Source organism: Aeromonas sp. R2-4, from assembly GCF_040908365.1.
In the GTDB taxonomy this organism is placed as follows: Bacteria; Pseudomonadota; Gammaproteobacteria; order Enterobacterales; family Aeromonadaceae; genus Aeromonas; species Aeromonas veronii.
Map to the genome: position 1 here is coordinate 1 of NZ_JBFODO010000045.1, position 17,080 is coordinate 17,080.

A 17,080-nucleotide genomic window follows, 5' to 3' on the forward strand; every position below is an offset into this window, starting at 1 on the left:
ATCCATGATGGCGGGGCCCCTTGCACTATCAGCTGTGTCGCGGATTCAACCGTTCGCGCTGGCAGGGGCCACTGAAATGGCTGGCCCGAACCCGGTCAGACAGGAATGGCTGTCGCCGCCGGTGGCGGAGCAATTTTCGAGGCGATCAGTTGGCGCAGGCGGGGCACCAGCAGCAGCAACACCACGCCGCCCGCCAGTGAGCCCCAGCCGAGCATGTTGAACACCGAGCTGTAGCCCGGGTTGGTGGCCACCGGAGAGCTGCCGATATTCTGCGGCATGGCGCTGGAGACATAGCCCGCCAGCACCGAGGCGACGCCGGTCACCATCATCCAACAGCCCATCATCAAGCCTTGCAGGCTGGCGGGGGCCAGCTTGCCGATCATGGCGTAGCCGATGGGGGAGATCAGCAGCTCGCCAAAACTCTGCAGCACATAGCTGATGGCGATCCACTTGAAGGCGACCAGCCCGTCGGCCCCCGCCAGATGGATGCCGAGCGGCAGCACCAGCATGCCGAGCCCCATGCAGAACAGGGAGGCGGCAAACTGGGAGGGGATGTCGATATTCCACCCCTGTTCGCGCAGTCGCTTGAACAGCAGCGCCATCAGGGGGCCACCGATGACGATGACGAGGGTGTTGATGTTCTGGATCCACTGGGGGGCGACCCGCAGCCCGAACACGTTGAGGTTGATGTTGTGCTCGGAGAAGAGCATCAGCCCCATGGGCGCCAGCTGGTAGAGCGACCAGAAGATAAGGGAGCCGAGAGCGAGGATCAGGTAGGCCACCATGCGGCTGCGCTCGGCGGCGTCTGGGTGGCGGGCTGTCATCACGCAGAGCAGTACCAGCACTACGGCGCCCAGGATCAGTACGAAGCTGCCGCTGAAGCTGGCGTGGGTCAGCAGCAGACGCAGCGCCGGTACCAGCATGGCCAGAATGGCGATCCCGGCCAGCATGCGGCGGTAGAAGCCGCTCCCTTTGACATGGCGCAGCGGGGTGCTGATATCCGCCAGAATGGGCCAGCAGGCGAAGGTGGCGATGATGGCGATGATGTTGCCCAGCGTCGCAAACAGGAACAGGGTGCGGTAATCCTCGGTGAGCTGGAAGTAGCCCGCCACCGTGAAGCCGATAAAGAAGCCCAGATTCATGCCGGCGTAGTTCCACAGGAAGGCGCTCTCGCGGCGGTGATCATCTGGGGCGAAGCGCTGGGTCAGCATCATGTTGAGGCAGGTGACGTTGAGGCCGCTGCCGGTGAGGAACATGGCGAGCCCCCAGTAGAGGCCGGTGATCCCCATCTCGGCGATGAAGTAGCAGCCGATCACCTGCAGCACCATCCCCATCACGAACAGGTTGCGGTTGCTGAGGTAGCGCCCGCCGAGATAACCGCCAAACAGGTGCAGGCCATAGTTGAAGGCCCCGAAGACCCCCATCATGGCGTTGGCCTGGGATTCGCTGAAGCCGAGTCGCTTGGTGGCGTAGAGCACCAGCGTCGAGTAGAGCACGGCAAACCCCAGGGTCGAGAAGGTCTGGATAAAGAACAGCGCCCCGGAGCCGGGGGGAATGGTGGGGTGTTGATTCGAAGCGCTCACGGTCTGTCTCCTGTGAGAGAAGAAAATCATAACTCGTCCTGAGAGCGTACCGGTCTGCTGCCGGCTAGCCTTGTGCGCTTCCATGCTGGTCTGAAGGCCGGTCTGTCATTTAGCGGCCAAGCGGTGCAAATAGCCATACCTGAAATTTAATCTGGCGAGATTAATTGTCTTTTATTGATCTATTCCGGTTTTTTATGCGGTTTTGACTGCTGAGAAGCTGGCGCTGGCTGGATAGGCATCAGAGTGGGTGGGGTTGAATGGAACCTTTTTTGGCCTGATCTGATTTGATAGTGAGATCGCCATCCCGCTTTTGGCTGCTCTTTCGCCATCGCCGCCAACATGTTGAGTGGCAGCTTATTTATTCAGTTTCACTGTTTGAGTGAATAAATATTGAAAATGAGGGCTTGCTCAGAACCTGATGGTGTGGGGAATTTCTGAGCGTTTCATCGCAGGGGCTAATATATATTCTTGTTGTAATAACGTGGTACAGATTAGTTTCGGCAGATAGGTGACTTAAGATAGTCTGATAATATATCAATCAGAGCATTTTGGGGCCGGGAGTCGTGATGCTATCTTGTATGAAAATATATTTCCTTTGCATGCTTTGAGTATTTCCCTCAGAGATAAAATCTGATTATGGTGAGAAAAGCTCGTAGTCCGGTGTGATAATAGAACCTTTCCGATAGGTCATATAGACAATAGTCCCTTCCTCATCGACCATGGCATATGGCCATTTTCCGTTGGCTCCGTACATGGCCACATAGAGTGGGTTGAAATAATCTTGAGTCTGACCAGCCGGGTCATACGGGAGTCGAACATGATAGATTGGATATTTACCATCGTTACATAACTCGACTTTTTTTAATATAACGCCTCGTTCCAGGAATACCTTTCTGGTCGGATGTTGCCAATTTTCCAAATCTACATTTTTACAATTATTGGCAACTTCTCGATAAAGGCGGGTATCTGACAGTAGCGGAGTATTGGCGCTGATAAGCATTAAAAGTGGCAGCAGCATAAAAATCTGACCTGTATTATGACCGGTTTATTCAGCCCTGAATCAGGGGCGCAGTATAGCTGCGAAAAAGGTTTGAATGAAGCCATCTGAACTGGTTGCATCCCGATTTGTTACGTCAATCGTGGGGGCTGATGACGTAGATAAAACAACGCCCGGCGGGCCGGGCGTTGGGTCATCCCACATGGGGGGCAACAAAAGAGGCGGCGAAGCGCGCTCTAGAAGTTGTGGTAGAGCGGCCAGCCGAGCAGCGGGTGCTTGAGACCGGCGCGCATCTCGACGTTGTCGAGCTTCTCCGGTGAGGCGTTCTCTTTTTGCAGCAGCTGGTACTGGCGCACAAAGCCGAGGGTGTGCAGCAGGTTGGGCACAAAGCCCGGGCTCAGCTCCTGACGCAGGGCGGCGGCCATGTCGGCAGGCAGCGCGCTCAGCATCAGGGCGAGCTGGGCGGCGAGGTAGTCGGTGTCGTACCAGCCCTCGTCGAGCTCAATCTCCCGCGCCAGCTTGCGCTTGAGATCCTGCTTCACCTTGAGCGGGGCGGCGCCACTGCCCTTGCCGCAGAGGATGCGGTAGAGCAGCGCTTCGGCCAGCTTGTCCTCCATGGTGGGGTGGTCGCTCTCGCAGGCGAAGAAGTGCTGGTCGATGAGTTCCATCAGGCGGCTCTTGTTGTGCTCGGTCAGCGCCTTCTCGTACTCCTGCCACCCTTGCCACTCCTCCACATCGGGCGGGCTCGAGATCTTGTCCAAGAGGCGCGCATCCACGTCACCGTAGAGGCTGTTGCCAGCCTGCTTGGGGCTGACGGTAATGAGCATCGACCAGCCCTTCTGGAACGGCTTGATGGGGCCTTCTGGCGCCTGCAGCAGCGCCAGCGCCTTGGCCGGATCCCGCGCCGAGAGCTCCTGCAGGCCGAGGCTCACCACGCCGATGACGTCGTGGGCGGCCTGCTCCAGCAGGTGCATCTTGTACTTGTTGTAGTACTTGTCGGCGAATTTCAGGCTCATTAGCACCGCCTTGCCCTTGATGGCGGCGAGCTGTTGCTGACTCAAGAGTTCGTTGTCGCGGCCAAAGCGCAGCACCTGGCTCAGAAAGGGACCCTGGTTGGCATCGCGAATGACTAACTGCATGAATGGGCTCCTTAATCCAGAAAGCTGAACATGTCGTCGACGTCGCCGTACTCGTCTTCCTCGACCTTGTTCTTCTCTTTGGCCTGCATCACCAGTTCGGCGGCAAACTTGTTGATGATGCCGTCCCAGCTGGAGTGCTCGTTGCGCAGCAGCGCCTTGATGGCTTTCTCTACCTCGGGGGCCAGCTCGCGAATAAGCATCAAGAGGCTGCGCGGGTCATCCAGCGCATAGTCGTGGACATCCTCGCTCTGCTGGCGCTCGCTGTAGCGCAGGGACTCTTCGAGATCTTCCTCTTCGGCGTGCAGCACGTCGCGATAACCTTCGTCCTCTTCATAGCGATCGCCGCGATAGAACTCGATAAAGGGGATGGCGAGGTAGAAGAGACCGGCCGGATCTTCGGCCACGCACTCGAGGATCTCGCGCTGCTTGGCTTCGCTATCCTGGGTGCGGATCAGGTAGTTGAGGAAGTCGAAGGTGTGCTGTTGCAGCTCGTCGGCGTTGTTCTTGATCGCCTCTTCCCAATAGAGCGGCTGCTGGCAGACGATGTCGCGGATCCGCTCCGGGGTCATCAGCTCGGAGATGATGGAGGGGAAGGAGATGTCGTGCTGGCCGTTGATTTGGGTCAGGGTAACGATATCAATGTTTTCAATCACTTCTGCCAGCTGGTCGTCAGACATGGTCTTGGCGATCAGCTCGAACTTCTCGCTGGCCTGCTTCGGCTCGATAACGGCCAGCTCTTTGATCTCGATGGCGGTAATTTCTATCAGACTGTTGCTCATGCCTTGCCCCAATTAGAAACGGACTTCGTCGTACATATCCTGATCGCCGTCGTCATCACCATAGCGGTCACTGCCGCCGTGGTAGTCGGCGTCGGCATCTTCCCCGTCTTCATCTTCTTCGTCGCGCAGCTCATAGTCGTTGTCGGCACGGTGGCTGCCGCGCGGCAGCGGGTTGTCGAGCAGGAACAGCACGGCGCAGGCTTCCATCAGCTGGTCTTCGCTCTGGGCCCGCACCGCCTTGACCAGCGGCAGGGCGGCGTTGTTGAAGCCGACGCTCACCTTGAACTCGTCCCAGCCCGGCTGCTCGCCGCTGGCGAGCCACTTGTTCCACTGCGACTTGGCCTTGGCCGGGAACTGCACCCGGCCATAGAGGGCCAGCGGCAGATACTCGGGCATAAACTCCAGCATGCTCATATCGGCCAGCAGCAGGCTCTTCATCTGGTCGGTGAACTGTTCCAGCCCCTTGGGGTCGTCCTGATCCCGGTAGGATTCGATGTTTTCGCTGGCATCGCTTTGCAGCGACTTGAGCCGCGCCTGGTCCCATCTCTTTTGCATAGTTGCTCTTTCTGCCTGCTGTTTCAGGGGTAGAACTGATCCCACATCTCCTGCATGGCGGAGGTGGGGTCGGTCACGATGACGTTGTTGAAATCCTTGATAAAGGCGGCCCGCTGTTTCGGATCGGACAGCACTTCATAGGCCTGCTTTACCTGGTGCAGCTTGATGGCTGCCTGCTCTTTCTCTTCTTCACTGGCCCCGTGCAGCTTGTCGGGGTGGTACTGGTTCGATAGCCGACGATAGGCTTTCTTGATGTCGTTTTCGCTGGCGTTGGACTTGACGCCCAGCACCCGAAAGTAGTTGTTCATGGCAGATCCTGCATCACTGGCATCATAGGATTCACGCTGCGAGTGCCTGATGGTGGGGATTGGCAAACCAGGCACGGCAAAAACCCGTCATTTTAACGGAAACAGCCCGCCAACGCGATGAGTTGGGCGATCAATTAACGGGCGAGATGAAGAGGTGTCAGTTGAGCGTCTATTGTTGCCAGTCGGTCTGGCCAGTGCAAGGGCGGCGGGGCAAAAGCGATGAAAAAACGGGCAGGAAAGGGGCGGGCGGCAGGCCGAGGCGAGGCTGCCGCCGCAGGGGTCATTCCTCCCAGAAGGAGGCGGAGGTGTGGTAGATCATCTTCTTGCTCATCCCGCCATCGACCACCAGATTGGCACCGTTGATAAAGTCGTTGCTAGGATCCGCCAGAAAGAGGCTGGCGCGGGTGATGTCGTCGGGGCGCCCGACCCGGCCGCTCGGGTGCTGGCGGTGATCCGCCTCGGTCAGGGTGTGGTAATCCTCTGCCTGGATCCAGCCCGGACTGATGGCATTGACCGTGATGGGATGGTCGGCCAGCGAGTTGGCGAGGGACTGGGTGAGGGCGACCAGTGCCCCCTTGGAGGCGCCGTAGGCATCCCAACCCGGTTCGTTCTGCTGCCAGCGGGTGGAGGCGATATTGATGATGCGGCCATAGGGCAACCCGCGGTTGGCCTGCACAAAGGTGCGGGCGCAGAGCATGGCGCCGCGCACATTGACCGTCATCACTTGATCGAACTGGGCTGCGCTCAGATCCTCGAAGCGGGTGTGGAACTTGCTGATGGCGCCGTTGTTGATCAGCAGATGGACGCCGCCATGCTGCGCGCGCACCTCGGCAAAGAGCCCCACGATGGCCTGTTCATCCCGCAGATCGAGGGGGTGAAAGTGGATCTCGGGATGGTCAAAAGCGTGAGGAGCCAGATCGGTGGCGATCACCCGATAACCCGCTTCGGCCAGCCCGATGCAGAGCTGGCGGCCAATCCCGCCAGCGGCGCCGGTGACCAGTGCAATTGGGGTGTGGTTGGTCAGCTCGTTCATTGTGCCGCTCCATTGCGCGCCCGCAGCACCTTGATGAGGGCCGACACCTCCTGCTGGCCAAACCCTTGCGCCTCCCCTTCCTCAAACAGATCGGCGGCAAAGCGCGGGAAGCGGCTGTCTATCCCGGCGTCGGTGGCATGACCGGCCAAGCGGCTGATGGCGGCGCTCCAGGTTTTCAGGCTGGCGTAGGGGTGATCGAAATCGCCGCTCGCCAGCGTCTTGCCCAGGTGGGCCACATCGCCACCGAGAATGGGCGAGAGCTCGCTGAACTGGGCGCACACCTTGGCCACCGGCAGTCCTTCCGCCTCGCAGATCAGCGCGCCGTGCAGGGCTCCGAGCAGACCACCGGCAAAGTAGGCGGCGACGGCGCAATCTTGCGCCGCGGCGGCACCCACCGCCTCGGCCACATGGTCGAGGGTGGGGGCGAGCAGGCGCAGCACCGGCTCGGCCTCGCTAAAGGCAGCGCTTGCACCAGAGCAGATGATGCTGGCATCAGTGGTGCCGATCTGATCCGGGAAGCAGAGGATAGCGCCATCGAGATAGCGGGCGCCGCGGGCGTGGCTCCAGCTCTCCAGCGCTCTGGCCCCCTGCGGGCTGCCGGTGGAGAGCTGCACCATCAGCTTGCCCGCCACGGCGTCGCTCGCCTCATCCAGCAGCTGCTGGCTGACGGCGTAGTTATCGACGCAGACAAGGGTGATATCACTTGCGGCGATGGCTGCGTCAACCGAGGGGGCGAGTGTTGCACCCAGCGCTTGCAGCGGGGCTGCCTTGGCGGCGCTGCGATTCCAGACGGTGACCGGATGGCCCGCCTTGAGCAAGGTGGTGGCGAGGGCGGAGCCCATGGCCCCGAGGCCGATGACAGAGAGATGGCGCATGATGGCTCCTGGCTGTGTTGATAGACGCTGATATAGAAAATTGGGATGCCTTGTGGCAGGTAAGCCACTATATTTGCCCCGTGTCGCCGTGAAAAATGGCTTTTATGACTGTCTGGTATAGGTGAATTCTATGGATGTGCGAACCCTGCGTGCGTTTGTGGCTGTCTTCGAGGAGCGCAACATCACGGCGGCGGCCACCCGCCTCTTCATTACCCAGCCCACCCTCTCCACCACCATCAAAATGCTGGAGGATGAACTGGGGGTGACCCTGTTTGTGCGGCAGGCGCGCGGGGTTGAGGGGACCGAAGCGGCGCACCGGCTCTATCCCCGCGCCAAGCGGCTGATCGCCGACACCGACTCCCTCGCCCGCGAGTTTCGTGAAACCTCCCCCTGCCTCGAGCTGACGATGGGAATTGAGGCGGATCTGGGTGATGGCGTGGTGGGGACGCTGGTGCAAGGGGCGCTCGCCCACGAGGAGATCCTGCTGACTCTGGAGGAGGGCTGCTGTGGCGATGTGCGGCTGGGGTGCGAATCCCTGCGCTGTGGCGACGAGCTCTTTATCCCCCTGCTGGAGGAGGAGTTTGTGCTGGTGCTACCGCCGGATCACCCGCTGACGGGCAAGGGGGCGCTCACCCCGGCAGCGTTGGCGGACGAGCCCTGGGTCACCTGCCCGCGCCACGACTCCCACCTGCGGCTGATCGCCATTCTCGGCAATCAGGCGCCCCTCTACCCACGGCGGGCAGGGTCGCTGCGACTGGCGGCTACCATGGTGGCCGCCGGGGCGGGGATCGCCTGGTTGCCCCATTCGCTTTGTCCGCCCGGCTGTACAGTCGCCGAGCTGGCGGCCTCTTCCTTCAAGCGGCGGGTGGGGCTCTGCTACGCCCCCGATGCGTTACGCTCGGCGGCGGTGACTGCCCTGCTGGAGCAGGTGCGTGGGATGCAGCTCCCCGCCTGATGTCGGGATAAAAATGTCGGCATAAAAAAGGGCCATCCGGTGGGATGGCCCTGTTGCAGGCAATGTTGTTGCGTGGCTAGAGCGACGCCCACCAGAGCCGCAGCTGCAGGCCCCACTTCGAGCTCCAGCCGGTGGTGCTGCTCACCAGCTTGCCATCCTTGATGACGAGAAAAGTCGGGGTGACCCCCACCTGCCACTTGGCGGCTAGATCCCCCGACTCGTCGCTGTGGGTCGGGAAGGTGAGCCCCTTCTTGCTCATTCCCTTGGCTAACTGTTCCGAATTGCCGGAGCGCAGTGCCACCGTCAGCACGTTTTCCCCCTCTTGCCAGAGCTGCTGCAACGCCGGGGTGGTGAAGCGGCAGATACCGCACCAGCTGGCCCAGTAGTAGACCAGCAGCGGCTTGCCCTGGCTCAGGGTGGCGAGATCCGTACTGGTGCCATCCTGCAGAGTGACGGGGGCGCTCATCGCCCCCTCTGGCAGGGTCGGGCTGCGCCACAGATCCAGCAGGGTCGAGATGATCAGCGCCATCAGCAGCAGCCAGAGCGCCTCCTTGCCCCAGCGGCGCCAGCGGGGTTGAGGATTGGTTGTCATCCCTTACCCCAGCTTGGCCAGTTCGGCCTTCACCAGTTGCTCCAGCTCCTCATAAGGTATGGCGCCCGGCACCAGCTGGTTGCCGATAAGCGTCGCCGGTGTGCCCTGTACCCCCAGAATGGTGCCGATGCGCAGGCTGTTGCGCAGCTCTTCGGTCGCCTTGGCGGCTGGTTTGAGCGCCACGTTGCCGGTGGCCGCCAGCGCCTTGTTGATGTCCGCCTTGGTCAGCATCCCCTGCTTGCTCATCAGCTTGTCGTGCAGGGTGAGGAAGCGGGCGGGATCCTGCTGCCACAGGGTCAGGCTGTATTGGGCCGCCTTGGCGGAGGTCTGCCCCTTGAACGGCAGCAGCTTGATCACCAGCCCCAGATCGTCCGGATAGGCCTTGAGCAGTTTGGTCAGCTGGGGATCGAACTGCTTGCAGTAGGGGCAGTTGTAGTCGGTGAACAGCACCAGCGTCAGCTTGGGGTTTTTGGCTCCCAGACGCGGGCTGGTGGCGCTGTTGAACAGCACATCCTTGTTGCCCTTGATGAAGTTGCCAAGCTGCGCCTCCTGGGCTGCCGCGTTCTGCTTCTCCCAGGATTCGGCCGCCTCGTCAAGGATCTTGGGGTTGGCGATCAGGGTCTCGCGGATCAGCTCCTTGATGCGCGCCTCCTGCTCCGGGGTGAAAGGGGCGGCGTGCAGGGCCGGAGCCAGCAGGATTGCGGAAAGGGAGGCCAGCAGGGTCAGGGCGCTCAGAGTCGGTTTCATGGTTGCTCCTTAAAATCGGGTGGTGCCAGCCTGAAGCAGGCCAGCCTTGTGCAATGTGGTCAGCAGATCGTCCTTGTCGAGCAGGGGTGACAGCGTGACCCCCTGCGGCAACTCCGGGCCGTAAATCTGGTTGAAGGGGACGGCCGCCGCGCCCCGCTTACGCAGGAAGGCGGCGATGGTGTCGCTTGGTTTGCTCCAGTCGCCGCGCAGGGCCACCACATCGGGGGCAGAGAGGGCCTGTTGCACCTCATCGCGCAGCAACACGTTGTATTTGTTGGCCTTGCAGGTAACGCACCAGTCGGCGGTGACATCGATAAAGATCCGCTTGTTCTGGGCCAGCGCATCTGTGATGGCGCGTTCGGAGAGCGGCTGCCAGACCACCTTGTCAACACTGGCCGAGCCCTGCGCGCTAAAGGCGCCGCTCAGCAGCAAGGGGCTGCCAATCAGGGCGGCGAGGGCGATCGCCAGTGTGAAGCCGCGGATGCCATAACGCCAGATGATGCCACTCAGCAGTGCCAGCAGCATGGCAACCATCAGCCAGCCGGTGGCATAGCTGCCGAGATGGTTGTCGAGCAGGCTGGTGAGCCAGAGGCTGGAGCCCAGCATCATCAGGCCGAGCAGGATGCGCAGATGGTTCATCCAGCGCCCCGGTTTCGGCAACCAAAGGGCGAGCCATGGCAGGGCTGCCACCAGCAGCCAAGGCAGGCTCATGCCAATTCCGAGCGCGGTGAAGATGAGCCAGAGCTGACCGAGCGGCGCCGCCAGCGCAAAGGCCACCGCGGTGCCGAGGAACGGTGCCGAGCAGGGGGTCGCCAGCAGAGTGGCGAAGCTCCCCTGCAGGAAGTGACCGCCGAGGCCGTTGCCGCCGCTGGTGGCGAGGCGGGTGCTGAGGGCGCTGGGCAGGCGGATCTCGAACAGCCCCAACAGGTTGGCGCAAAACAGCAGGGTGACCAGCACCATCAAGCCGATAAAACCGGCACTCTGGAACTGGATGCCCCAGCCGACGGCACCTTGCGTGGCGCGTAGCAGGCTGCTCATGGCCGCCAGCACCCAGAAGGAGGCGATGATCCCGGCGCTGGCGGCGAGGAACTGCTTGCGCACCGCTCCCTGTTCACGCTTCTGATGTTGCAACACAGTTCCCAGCTTGAGCGCCAGCACCGGCAGCACGCAGGGCATCAGGTTGAGGATCAGGCCGCCGAGCAGCGCTGCTCCCAGCAACCAGAGCAGCGAATGGCTCTGGTTGGGCAGTGCGAGTGGCGCGCCGATCGTCCCCTTGCCCTGCCACGCCTGTTCGCCGCTGGTGAGCAGCAGGCCGAGGGATTGGCCGCGCAGATCCGGCGCATCCCCCTGCCAGCCATCGCTCACCGGCACCCGGGCGATCAGGGTGTTGCCCTCGACCTCAAGCGCCGGTTTGCCAAACTCAGCCCCCTCCAGAGCGTCGATAAAGAGCGCTGGTGATTGCCAGCCCTCTGCCCGCTCGGCGCGCAGTTGCAGCTGGTTGTGCTGATAACCCAGCTCGACCCGGGTTTCGGCAGGCAATTGCTGGGGCAGGGTACTCATCGCTTTCGCCCAGGCAAAATCGAAGTCGGCCGGGGCGGCGCTATCCACCGCGAGGGTGAAGGGGAAGTCGGTCAGGATGCAGACATTGCTGCAGGTGGAGAGGCGTAGAGTCCCCTTGAGCGGTTGCCCGGCGGGATAGTTGAGGCTGAGGGGGAAGGTCACCTCACCCTGATAACCCTGGGTGCTGAGCCCGGCTACCTCGAAGTGACGTGGCACCGGCCAGTGCCACTGAAAGTCTCCGACCGGCTCGTCCCACAGGATCTGGGGGGCAATGCCCCCTTCTCCCGGGCTGTGCCAGTAGGTTTTCCAGCCCGACTCCAGCTCGACATCGAGCAGGATGCGGGTCTGATCTGCCGTGCTGCGGTCGGCCTGCAGCCGTACCCGGGCGTGATCATTCTGTGGGCTGGTGAGCCAGCCCGTGTCGCTGGCCAATCCCATGGATTGCCACAGCAGACCGCCCAGTAGCAGGGCCGCCTTGAAGAGATTCGACATCTTTTTGGTCTCGCAAAAATTGAGTGACAGCTAACGAAAGAACGCTGCCGAACTCATTCCCGCCAGACGCAGAGGGTGAGGTGCAGACGCCGCTCGGGCGGCGAGATGACTCTGGGAGGGGGCAGTGGCGGTGTGTAGCGCCAAAGGGGGGCCAGCAGGGCGATCAGTACGGCCACGGCAAAGAATAGCTGTTCGACGCAGAGCAGGGTGGCGGCGCTTAGCCACTTGCCGTTGAGCTGGCAGCTGGTGGGTTGCGGGCTGGCCGGTTTGGCATCCTCTTGATCCGTTGCCGAGCCTGGAACGGGCAGTGCCTGACAGCTGAGGGCGTGATCGAGCAGGGCAAGCCGGGCCAGCGGCTGGGCCGCACAATTGAGCACCAGCAGGCAGACCAGCAGCAGGAGATGTTTCGCTACCCGTTGTTGCAACATCATGTTCGCCCCGTCCATCAAGATGGGGCCATCCTAACGACCAATGGCGGGTGGGGCAAGTCGGCGGCGTATTGATGAGCAGCAATGTGTGTGGCGCGACGGGGTGGTCGGTTCTGTTTGGCGAACGCTTGTTCGCTAAAAGGGGGATCAGTATACTGCGCCGAGTTAAAACTCGAGGTGTTCGATGCTCAAAATTGCCCGTGTGCTGCTGCTTGGTCTGCTGCTCATTTTCTGGTTCCTGTTCGGCCTGCTGCTCTGTCTGGTTCGTCCGCGCCATCCCAACAACGTCTATGTCTTCGCCCGCATGTATCACGCGGTCTGCCCGCTGATCGGGCTGCGAGTCAAGGTGACGGTGGCCGACGAGGTCAAATCGGTCGGCCCGGCGGTCTACGTCTGCAACCACCAGAGCAACTTCGACATCTTCACCGTGACCGGTGCGGTGCAGCCCGGCGTGGTGGCGGTAGGCAAAAAGAGCCTGCTCTGGCTGCCGCTGTTCGGCCTTATCTTCTGGCTCTCCGGCAACGTGCTGATCGACCGCTCCAACCGCTCCCGTGCCATCGGCACCATAGGTCAGGTGGTGGATCGCATCAAGAACCGCGGCACCTCCATCTGGATGTTCCCGGAAGGGACCCGCTCCCAGGGGCGTGGCCTGCTGCCGTTCAAGGCGGGCGCTTTCCACACTGCGGTACAGGCTGAAGTGCCCGTTGTGCCCATCGTCTGCTCCAGCTACTTCGGTCAGGTCGACCTCAATCGCTGGGACAACGGCGAAGTGCTGGTGGAAGTGATGGCCCCGGTCTGCAGCAAGGAGCACGGTGCCAGCGGCATTCGCGATCTCTCCGACACCTGCCGCGCCCGGATGGAGGCCAAGCTGACCGAACTGGACAGCAAGCTGGGCCACAGCCACGCCGCCTGACGGATAGCGCAGACGAATCGACAAGGGAGCCAGAGGCTCCCTTTTTTATTGGTGAAAATCACCACCTGGTTGGCTATTCTCACCAACAATCTCTTATTGAATTTCCTCGGTAAATTCCCATCTATATGTAAAACAACAATAATTTTTCTTGGCACGGCTCTTGTAATGCAATGGGAATAGATAGCCATCCCATCAACAAGGAGCCAGACCATGAGCGTATTCAGCCGCCTGACCGACGTGATTAATGCCAACCTGCACAGCCTGCTCGACAAGAGTGAAGAGCCGGAGAAGATGCTGCGCCTGATGATCGAAGAGATGGAGCAGGTGCAGGTCGAGATGCGTACCCAGGCCGCCCGCGTGATTGCCGAACAGAAACAGCTGGAGCGTCACCAGCAGGGGTTGCAGGCGCAGATCCTGGAGTGGTCGGCCAAGGCCGAGCTCGCCATCCAGAAGGGACGTGAGGATCTGGCCCGCGCAGCCCTCACCGAGAAGCTGGCGGAGGCCAAAAAATGTGAACAGCTGGAGCAGGACAAGGCACGGGTGGCCGAGGTGCTGGCCCAGCTTACCGCCGATAGCGAACGGCTGGCGGCCAAGCTGACCGAGGCGCGCGAGAAGCAGAAACTGCTGACCCTGCGCGAGCAGACGGCCCACAGCCGCATTCGTGCTCGCGCCCAGGTGGACAACCAGCGGATGCATGAGCTGATGGCGCGCTTTGATGGTTTTCAGGGCCGGGTCGATCAGCTGGAAGCCCAGCTGGAGGCGGCCACTCTGGGGCAGAATCCCTCGCTGGAGGCCCAGTTCCGCGAGCTGGAGCTCAATGACGAGATCGAGCGCGAGCTGGCTCGCCTCAAAGGCCAGAAGGCGGAGGTGTAATTATGAGCCCCTGGCCCAAGGATCTGGTGCATCGCAAGCTGACCGGGGTCTGCGCCGGTATTGCCAGGCGGTTGGGGGTCTCCAGAGTCACGGTGCGGGTGGTGGCACTGCTCGCCCTGATCCTGATGCCGCCGCTGGCACTGGCCGCCTATCTGCTGGCGGTGCTGGTGATGCCGCCCCGTTATGAATTGAAGCGCTGGCTGGATTGACCGAAGAGTTGATCAGCCGGCAGACAAGGTACTGATAAGGAGCAAGTTATGCTGGAATTTTTCATATTGCTGGTGGTGCTGCTGGTCATGGCACTGACCGGTTTTACCCTGGTAGCCATGTTGCTGGTGAGCGGCCTGTTCGTGCTGCTTGGGGCGCTGGGCGGCATGCTTGCTCTGATCATCAAGCTGGCCCCCTGGTTGTTGCTGGTGCTGGCGGTTTGCTGGCTGATCAGCAACCGCAGCAAGCGTTCCAATACCTACCTCTAACCCGCCTGAGGTTGTGCAAGACGTTGTGTGATGCTCCCTGATTTCCCCTTTCCGGCCACTCATCGAGTGGCCTTTTTTTGCCTGCACCCCTTAAGGCCGAGTCGTTTCGGTTAACCACTGTGCGCTCCAGCTCTGCCAGAGTGCCGGGCTGTGGATCAGCTGCTCCTTGAAGGATTTCGGCTGCTGCTTGAGGCGATATTCGATGCGCAGAGCCGCCCCCTTCTCGCCGACTTCCTGTTGCCACGCCAGCGTCAGTGGCCCCTTGCCGCGCAGGGCGCGAGCGCCCTTGCCACTCTGGTGCTGGCGCAGGCGGCGCAGCGGATCCGTGCTGATCCCGGTATAGAGCAGGCCGGTGGCTGTACGCACCATATAGACAGACCAGCGGGAAGGGGCAGATGGTTGCAGCGCTGGAGTGGTGGTCGCGGGTTCTCTCATTCAAATTCTCTGTGCCAAACTCAGAGGCAGCTCAAGGAGGTGCGATGAGAGTCTGGTTTTGGTTGTGGTTACTGTTGTCGGTCCCGGCTCTGGGGGAGACGATCCGTCTCTACGATTACCATCAGCATCCCCCCTTCAACGCCGGAGTGGATGCAGGGCTGAGCCGCGAGCTGGTCAAGTATCTCAATGAAAAGCTGGGGGGTGAACCCAGAATCGAGCTTTGGCTGGTCAATCGCGCCCGGCTGGCGCTGGAGATGGCAGATCCCGACTTTGACGGTCTGGTGGTCTGGGTCAATCCCGCCTGGGTGGGGGATCCCCATCGCGAACGCTATCTCTGGACCTTTCCGGTGATGCGCGACACCAACGAGCTGGTCTCGAACATTGACAACCCGGTCACCTATCGCGGGCCAGACTCCCTCAAGGGGCTGGTGTATGGCGGGGTGGAGGGCTACCGCTATCAGGGGATCGATGATGCAGCTGGCCGCGGGGAGCTGGTACGTCAGGATGCCAAGAAGGTGAAGACCAATCTTGAGCTGCTGGTGCGCGGCCGCATCGATGTGACGCTGGTGAGTGGTTCATCGCTGGGCTTTTTCATCGACGCACAGCACTATCAGGGCAAGCTGTTTATCTCACCCTTCCCCCAATCCAGCTATACCCGCCATATCCTGCTGCCCAAATCCCGTCCCGAGCTGCATGCCACCCTCAACGACATCGCCGAGCAGATGGACAGGGATCCCCGTTGGCACAAGGTGCTGGAGTCCTATCGCGGTACGCCCTGAGGGCGGCGCTTGAGCCGGTGTAGCGGCAACAGGCTCACCAGCAGACCAGCCCAGACGAAGGCGAAACCGACCGCCTTGATGGGGTCCGGCGCCTCACCAAACCAGTAGATGGCGAGCAGGAAGGCGAGGCTGGGCTCGATATATTGCAGCAGCCCCACAGTGCTCATCCGGGTTCTCGCCACCGCATAGCAGAACAGCCCCACCGGCAGCAGAGTAGCGGGCGCACTGCCCATCAGCAGCAGCTTGTCGGCCAGATCCCCGTTCACGAATGCCCCTTCCCCGTGCCATGCAAGCGTGCCGATGATGATCAGCGCGATGGGCAGTTGCACCATGGCTTCCAGATAGAGGCTGGTGCCGGTGTCGTAGTGGATCTTCTTCTTGATAAGGCCGTAGCAGGCGAAGTTGGCCCCCATGATGAGGGAGAACCAGGGGAGTTGGCCGTAGCAAAAGAGCATGTAGGCGAGCCCCGCCAGCGCCAGGGCGACCGCCAGATGCTTTTGCGGGGTGAGCCGCTCTTTGAGGAAGATGACGGCGAATACGATATTGAACAGTGGGGTCATAAAGAAGGCGAGGCTGGTGGTCAGCACTTGCCCGGTAGTGAGGCACCAGGTGAACATGCACCAGCTGATGGACATGACGGGGCCCGCCAGCAGAATGAGGCCGAGCTGGCGCGGCTCGCTGCGCAGTTGTGCCCAAGGTACCTTGTGGCCAAGCAGCAAAAACAGGGCCCCCAGCAGCACCACAGACCAGAGCACCCGGTGGGAGATCAGCTCCCACATGTTGACCTCGGGCATGAATTGATAATAGAGCGGCAGCATCCCCCACAGGATGAAGGAGAGGGTCGCGGTGCCGGTACCTAGCCAGTTTTTCATTATTATCCGTTTATTAAATTAAACACTCATGGCGATAGTAGGGCGCGCGCCCTGTTTCCACAAGAGGGAAAACAGGGAAATGCTGGTACTATCAACGTCATGCAGCGAATCGATAAGTTGTTTGAGCAAATCAGGGCCTGCCGTCTGTGTGAGGCTCACCTGCCGCTGGGGCCTCGTCCAGTGATCCGCGGGGCCGAGAGTGCCCGCCTGCTGATCATCGGTCAGGCGCCCGGCACCCGGGTGCATGCCAGCGGGATCCCGTGGGATGACCCCTCCGGTGACCGGCTGCGCCAGTGGCTCGGGGTCGATAAGGCCACCTTTTACGACCAATCCCGCATCGCCATCATGCCGATGGGGCTCTGTTATCCCGGCAAGGGCAAGTCGGGCGATCTGCCGCCCAGACCCGAGTGCGCGCCTAACTGGCACGACAAGGTATTGATGCTGCTACCCAATGTCGAGCTGACCCTGCTGATCGGCCAGTATGCACAAGCCCATTACCTGCGGGGGGCGGCCAAGGGGTCGCTCACCGAGACGGTGCGCAGCTGGGCTGACTATGGCCCCGGCTGGCTGCCGTTGCCTCACCCTTCACCGCGCAATACCCTCTGGCTCAGAAAGAATCCCTGGTTCGAGGATGAGATGGTCCCCCATCTGCAGCAAAGGGTCGCCCCTTTGCTGGAACGACCCTGAGC

21 protein-coding genes are annotated in these 17,080 nt (G+C 61.3%); 7 read left to right on the forward strand and 14 right to left on the reverse strand.

What is annotated here, in order from left to right:
- Nucleotides 1-95: 95 nt before the first annotated feature.
- The 8 genes from AB5Z05_RS17220 to AB5Z05_RS17255 all read right to left on the reverse strand — a co-directional run bounded on the left by AB5Z05_RS17220 (nucleotide 96) and on the right by AB5Z05_RS17255 (nucleotide 7,269).
- Nucleotides 96-1,583: a peptide MFS transporter gene (locus AB5Z05_RS17220; protein ID WP_368152362.1), complete on the reverse strand. Its 1,488-nt coding sequence runs from the start codon at nucleotides 1,581-1,583 to the stop codon at nucleotides 96-98.
- A gap of 634 nt (nucleotides 1,584-2,217) precedes the next feature.
- Entirely contained in the window at nucleotides 2,218-2,601 is a 384-nt protein-coding gene (locus AB5Z05_RS17225) for a hypothetical protein (protein WP_368152363.1), read from the reverse strand.
- Nucleotides 2,602-2,816: 215 nt separating this feature from the next.
- Nucleotides 2,817-3,719: a hypothetical protein gene (locus AB5Z05_RS17230; RefSeq protein WP_368152365.1), complete on the reverse strand. Its 903-nt coding sequence runs from the start codon at nucleotides 3,717-3,719 to the stop codon at nucleotides 2,817-2,819.
- 11 nt (nucleotides 3,720-3,730) lie between these two features.
- Nucleotides 3,731-4,498 carry a hypothetical protein gene (locus tag AB5Z05_RS17235; protein ID WP_005343119.1) on the reverse strand — a complete coding sequence of 256 codons (768 nt, stop codon included), beginning with the start codon at nucleotides 4,496-4,498 and terminating at the stop codon, nucleotides 3,731-3,733.
- A 12-nt stretch (nucleotides 4,499-4,510) separates the two neighbouring features.
- The gene (locus AB5Z05_RS17240) at nucleotides 4,511-5,053 is read right to left on the reverse strand and encodes a hypothetical protein (protein WP_368152366.1); all 543 of its coding nucleotides are present in this window, start codon (nucleotides 5,051-5,053) and stop codon (nucleotides 4,511-4,513) included.
- Nucleotides 5,054-5,076: 23 nt separating this feature from the next.
- Nucleotides 5,077-5,361 (reverse strand): DnaJ domain-containing protein, encoded by a 285-nt coding sequence (locus tag AB5Z05_RS17245; protein WP_115521264.1) that lies wholly within the window; start codon nucleotides 5,359-5,361, stop codon nucleotides 5,077-5,079.
- Nucleotides 5,362-5,641: 280 nt separating this feature from the next.
- Nucleotides 5,642-6,394 carry an SDR family NAD(P)-dependent oxidoreductase gene (locus tag AB5Z05_RS17250; RefSeq protein ID WP_368152367.1) on the reverse strand — a complete coding sequence of 251 codons (753 nt, stop codon included), beginning with the start codon at nucleotides 6,392-6,394 and terminating at the stop codon, nucleotides 5,642-5,644.
- Nucleotides 6,391-7,269 carry an NAD(P)-dependent oxidoreductase gene (locus AB5Z05_RS17255; RefSeq protein ID WP_368152369.1) on the reverse strand — a complete coding sequence of 293 codons (879 nt, stop codon included), beginning with the start codon at nucleotides 7,267-7,269 and terminating at the stop codon, nucleotides 6,391-6,393. The genes AB5Z05_RS17250 and AB5Z05_RS17255 overlap by 4 nt, the downstream gene beginning before the upstream one ends.
- 130 nt (nucleotides 7,270-7,399) lie before the next feature.
- On the opposite strand from AB5Z05_RS17255, the gene AB5Z05_RS17260 reads away from it, so the two are divergent.
- The gene (locus AB5Z05_RS17260) at nucleotides 7,400-8,224 is read left to right on the forward strand and encodes a LysR family transcriptional regulator (protein ID WP_368152371.1); all 825 of its coding nucleotides are present in this window, start codon (nucleotides 7,400-7,402) and stop codon (nucleotides 8,222-8,224) included.
- 76 nt (nucleotides 8,225-8,300) lie between these two features.
- Here the strand turns inward: AB5Z05_RS17260 and AB5Z05_RS17265 are convergent, their stop codons facing one another.
- From AB5Z05_RS17265 to AB5Z05_RS17280, 4 genes are read right to left on the reverse strand one after another with little or no spacing between them, the layout of a single operon-like run.
- Nucleotides 8,301-8,816, reverse strand: a complete 516-nt coding sequence (locus tag AB5Z05_RS17265) for a protein disulfide oxidoreductase (protein WP_368152372.1) — start codon at nucleotides 8,814-8,816, stop codon at nucleotides 8,301-8,303.
- 3 nt (nucleotides 8,817-8,819) lie between these two features.
- Nucleotides 8,820-9,563, reverse strand: a complete 744-nt coding sequence (locus tag AB5Z05_RS17270; protein WP_368152374.1) for a DsbA family protein — start codon at nucleotides 9,561-9,563, stop codon at nucleotides 8,820-8,822.
- 9 nt (nucleotides 9,564-9,572) lie between these two features.
- Entirely contained in the window at nucleotides 9,573-11,615 is a 2,043-nt protein-coding gene (locus AB5Z05_RS17275; protein ID WP_368152376.1) for a protein-disulfide reductase DsbD family protein, read from the reverse strand.
- A gap of 53 nt (nucleotides 11,616-11,668) precedes the next feature.
- A complete protein-coding gene (locus AB5Z05_RS17280) occupies nucleotides 11,669-12,046 on the reverse strand; it encodes a hypothetical protein (protein WP_005354882.1) in 378 nt (125 codons plus the stop codon).
- 181 nt (nucleotides 12,047-12,227) lie between these two features.
- Here AB5Z05_RS17280 and AB5Z05_RS17285 point away from each other — a divergent pair, with 181 nt between their 5' ends.
- From AB5Z05_RS17285 to pspG, 4 genes are all read left to right on the forward strand, one after another.
- A complete protein-coding gene (locus AB5Z05_RS17285) occupies nucleotides 12,228-12,956 on the forward strand; it encodes a 1-acylglycerol-3-phosphate O-acyltransferase (protein ID WP_005335875.1) in 729 nt (242 codons plus the stop codon).
- A 210-nt stretch (nucleotides 12,957-13,166) separates the two neighbouring features.
- Complete coding sequence (gene pspA / locus AB5Z05_RS17290; protein ID WP_368152378.1) at nucleotides 13,167-13,829, forward strand: phage shock protein PspA; 663 nt, start codon at nucleotides 13,167-13,169, stop codon at nucleotides 13,827-13,829.
- A 2-nt stretch (nucleotides 13,830-13,831) separates the two neighbouring features.
- Nucleotides 13,832-14,038, forward strand: coding sequence for a PspC domain-containing protein (locus AB5Z05_RS17295; protein ID WP_005335873.1), 207 nt, complete (start codon nucleotides 13,832-13,834; stop codon nucleotides 14,036-14,038).
- Between the two features lie 48 nt (nucleotides 14,039-14,086).
- A complete protein-coding gene (gene pspG, locus AB5Z05_RS17300) occupies nucleotides 14,087-14,305 on the forward strand; it encodes an envelope stress response protein PspG (protein WP_005335871.1) in 219 nt (72 codons plus the stop codon).
- 90 nt (nucleotides 14,306-14,395) lie between these two features.
- Here pspG and AB5Z05_RS17305 read toward each other — a convergent pair whose 3' ends face one another.
- Nucleotides 14,396-14,740: a GIY-YIG nuclease family protein gene (locus AB5Z05_RS17305; protein WP_005335870.1), complete on the reverse strand. Its 345-nt coding sequence runs from the start codon at nucleotides 14,738-14,740 to the stop codon at nucleotides 14,396-14,398.
- Between the two features lie 44 nt (nucleotides 14,741-14,784).
- Between AB5Z05_RS17305 and AB5Z05_RS17310 the strand changes: the two genes are divergently transcribed.
- The gene (locus AB5Z05_RS17310; protein ID WP_368152380.1) at nucleotides 14,785-15,519 is read left to right on the forward strand and encodes a substrate-binding periplasmic protein; all 735 of its coding nucleotides are present in this window, start codon (nucleotides 14,785-14,787) and stop codon (nucleotides 15,517-15,519) included.
- Here AB5Z05_RS17310 and rarD read toward each other — a convergent pair.
- Complete coding sequence (gene rarD, locus AB5Z05_RS17315; protein ID WP_069526909.1) at nucleotides 15,501-16,391, reverse strand: EamA family transporter RarD; 891 nt, start codon at nucleotides 16,389-16,391, stop codon at nucleotides 15,501-15,503. The two genes, AB5Z05_RS17310 and rarD, sit on opposite strands and share 19 nt — an antisense overlap.
- Before the next feature lie 99 nt (nucleotides 16,392-16,490).
- Here rarD and AB5Z05_RS17320 point away from each other — a divergent pair, with 99 nt between their 5' ends.
- Entirely contained in the window at nucleotides 16,491-17,078 is a 588-nt protein-coding gene (locus AB5Z05_RS17320; protein WP_368152383.1) for a uracil-DNA glycosylase family protein, read from the forward strand.
- The last annotated feature ends 2 nt before the right edge of the window (nucleotides 17,079-17,080 follow it).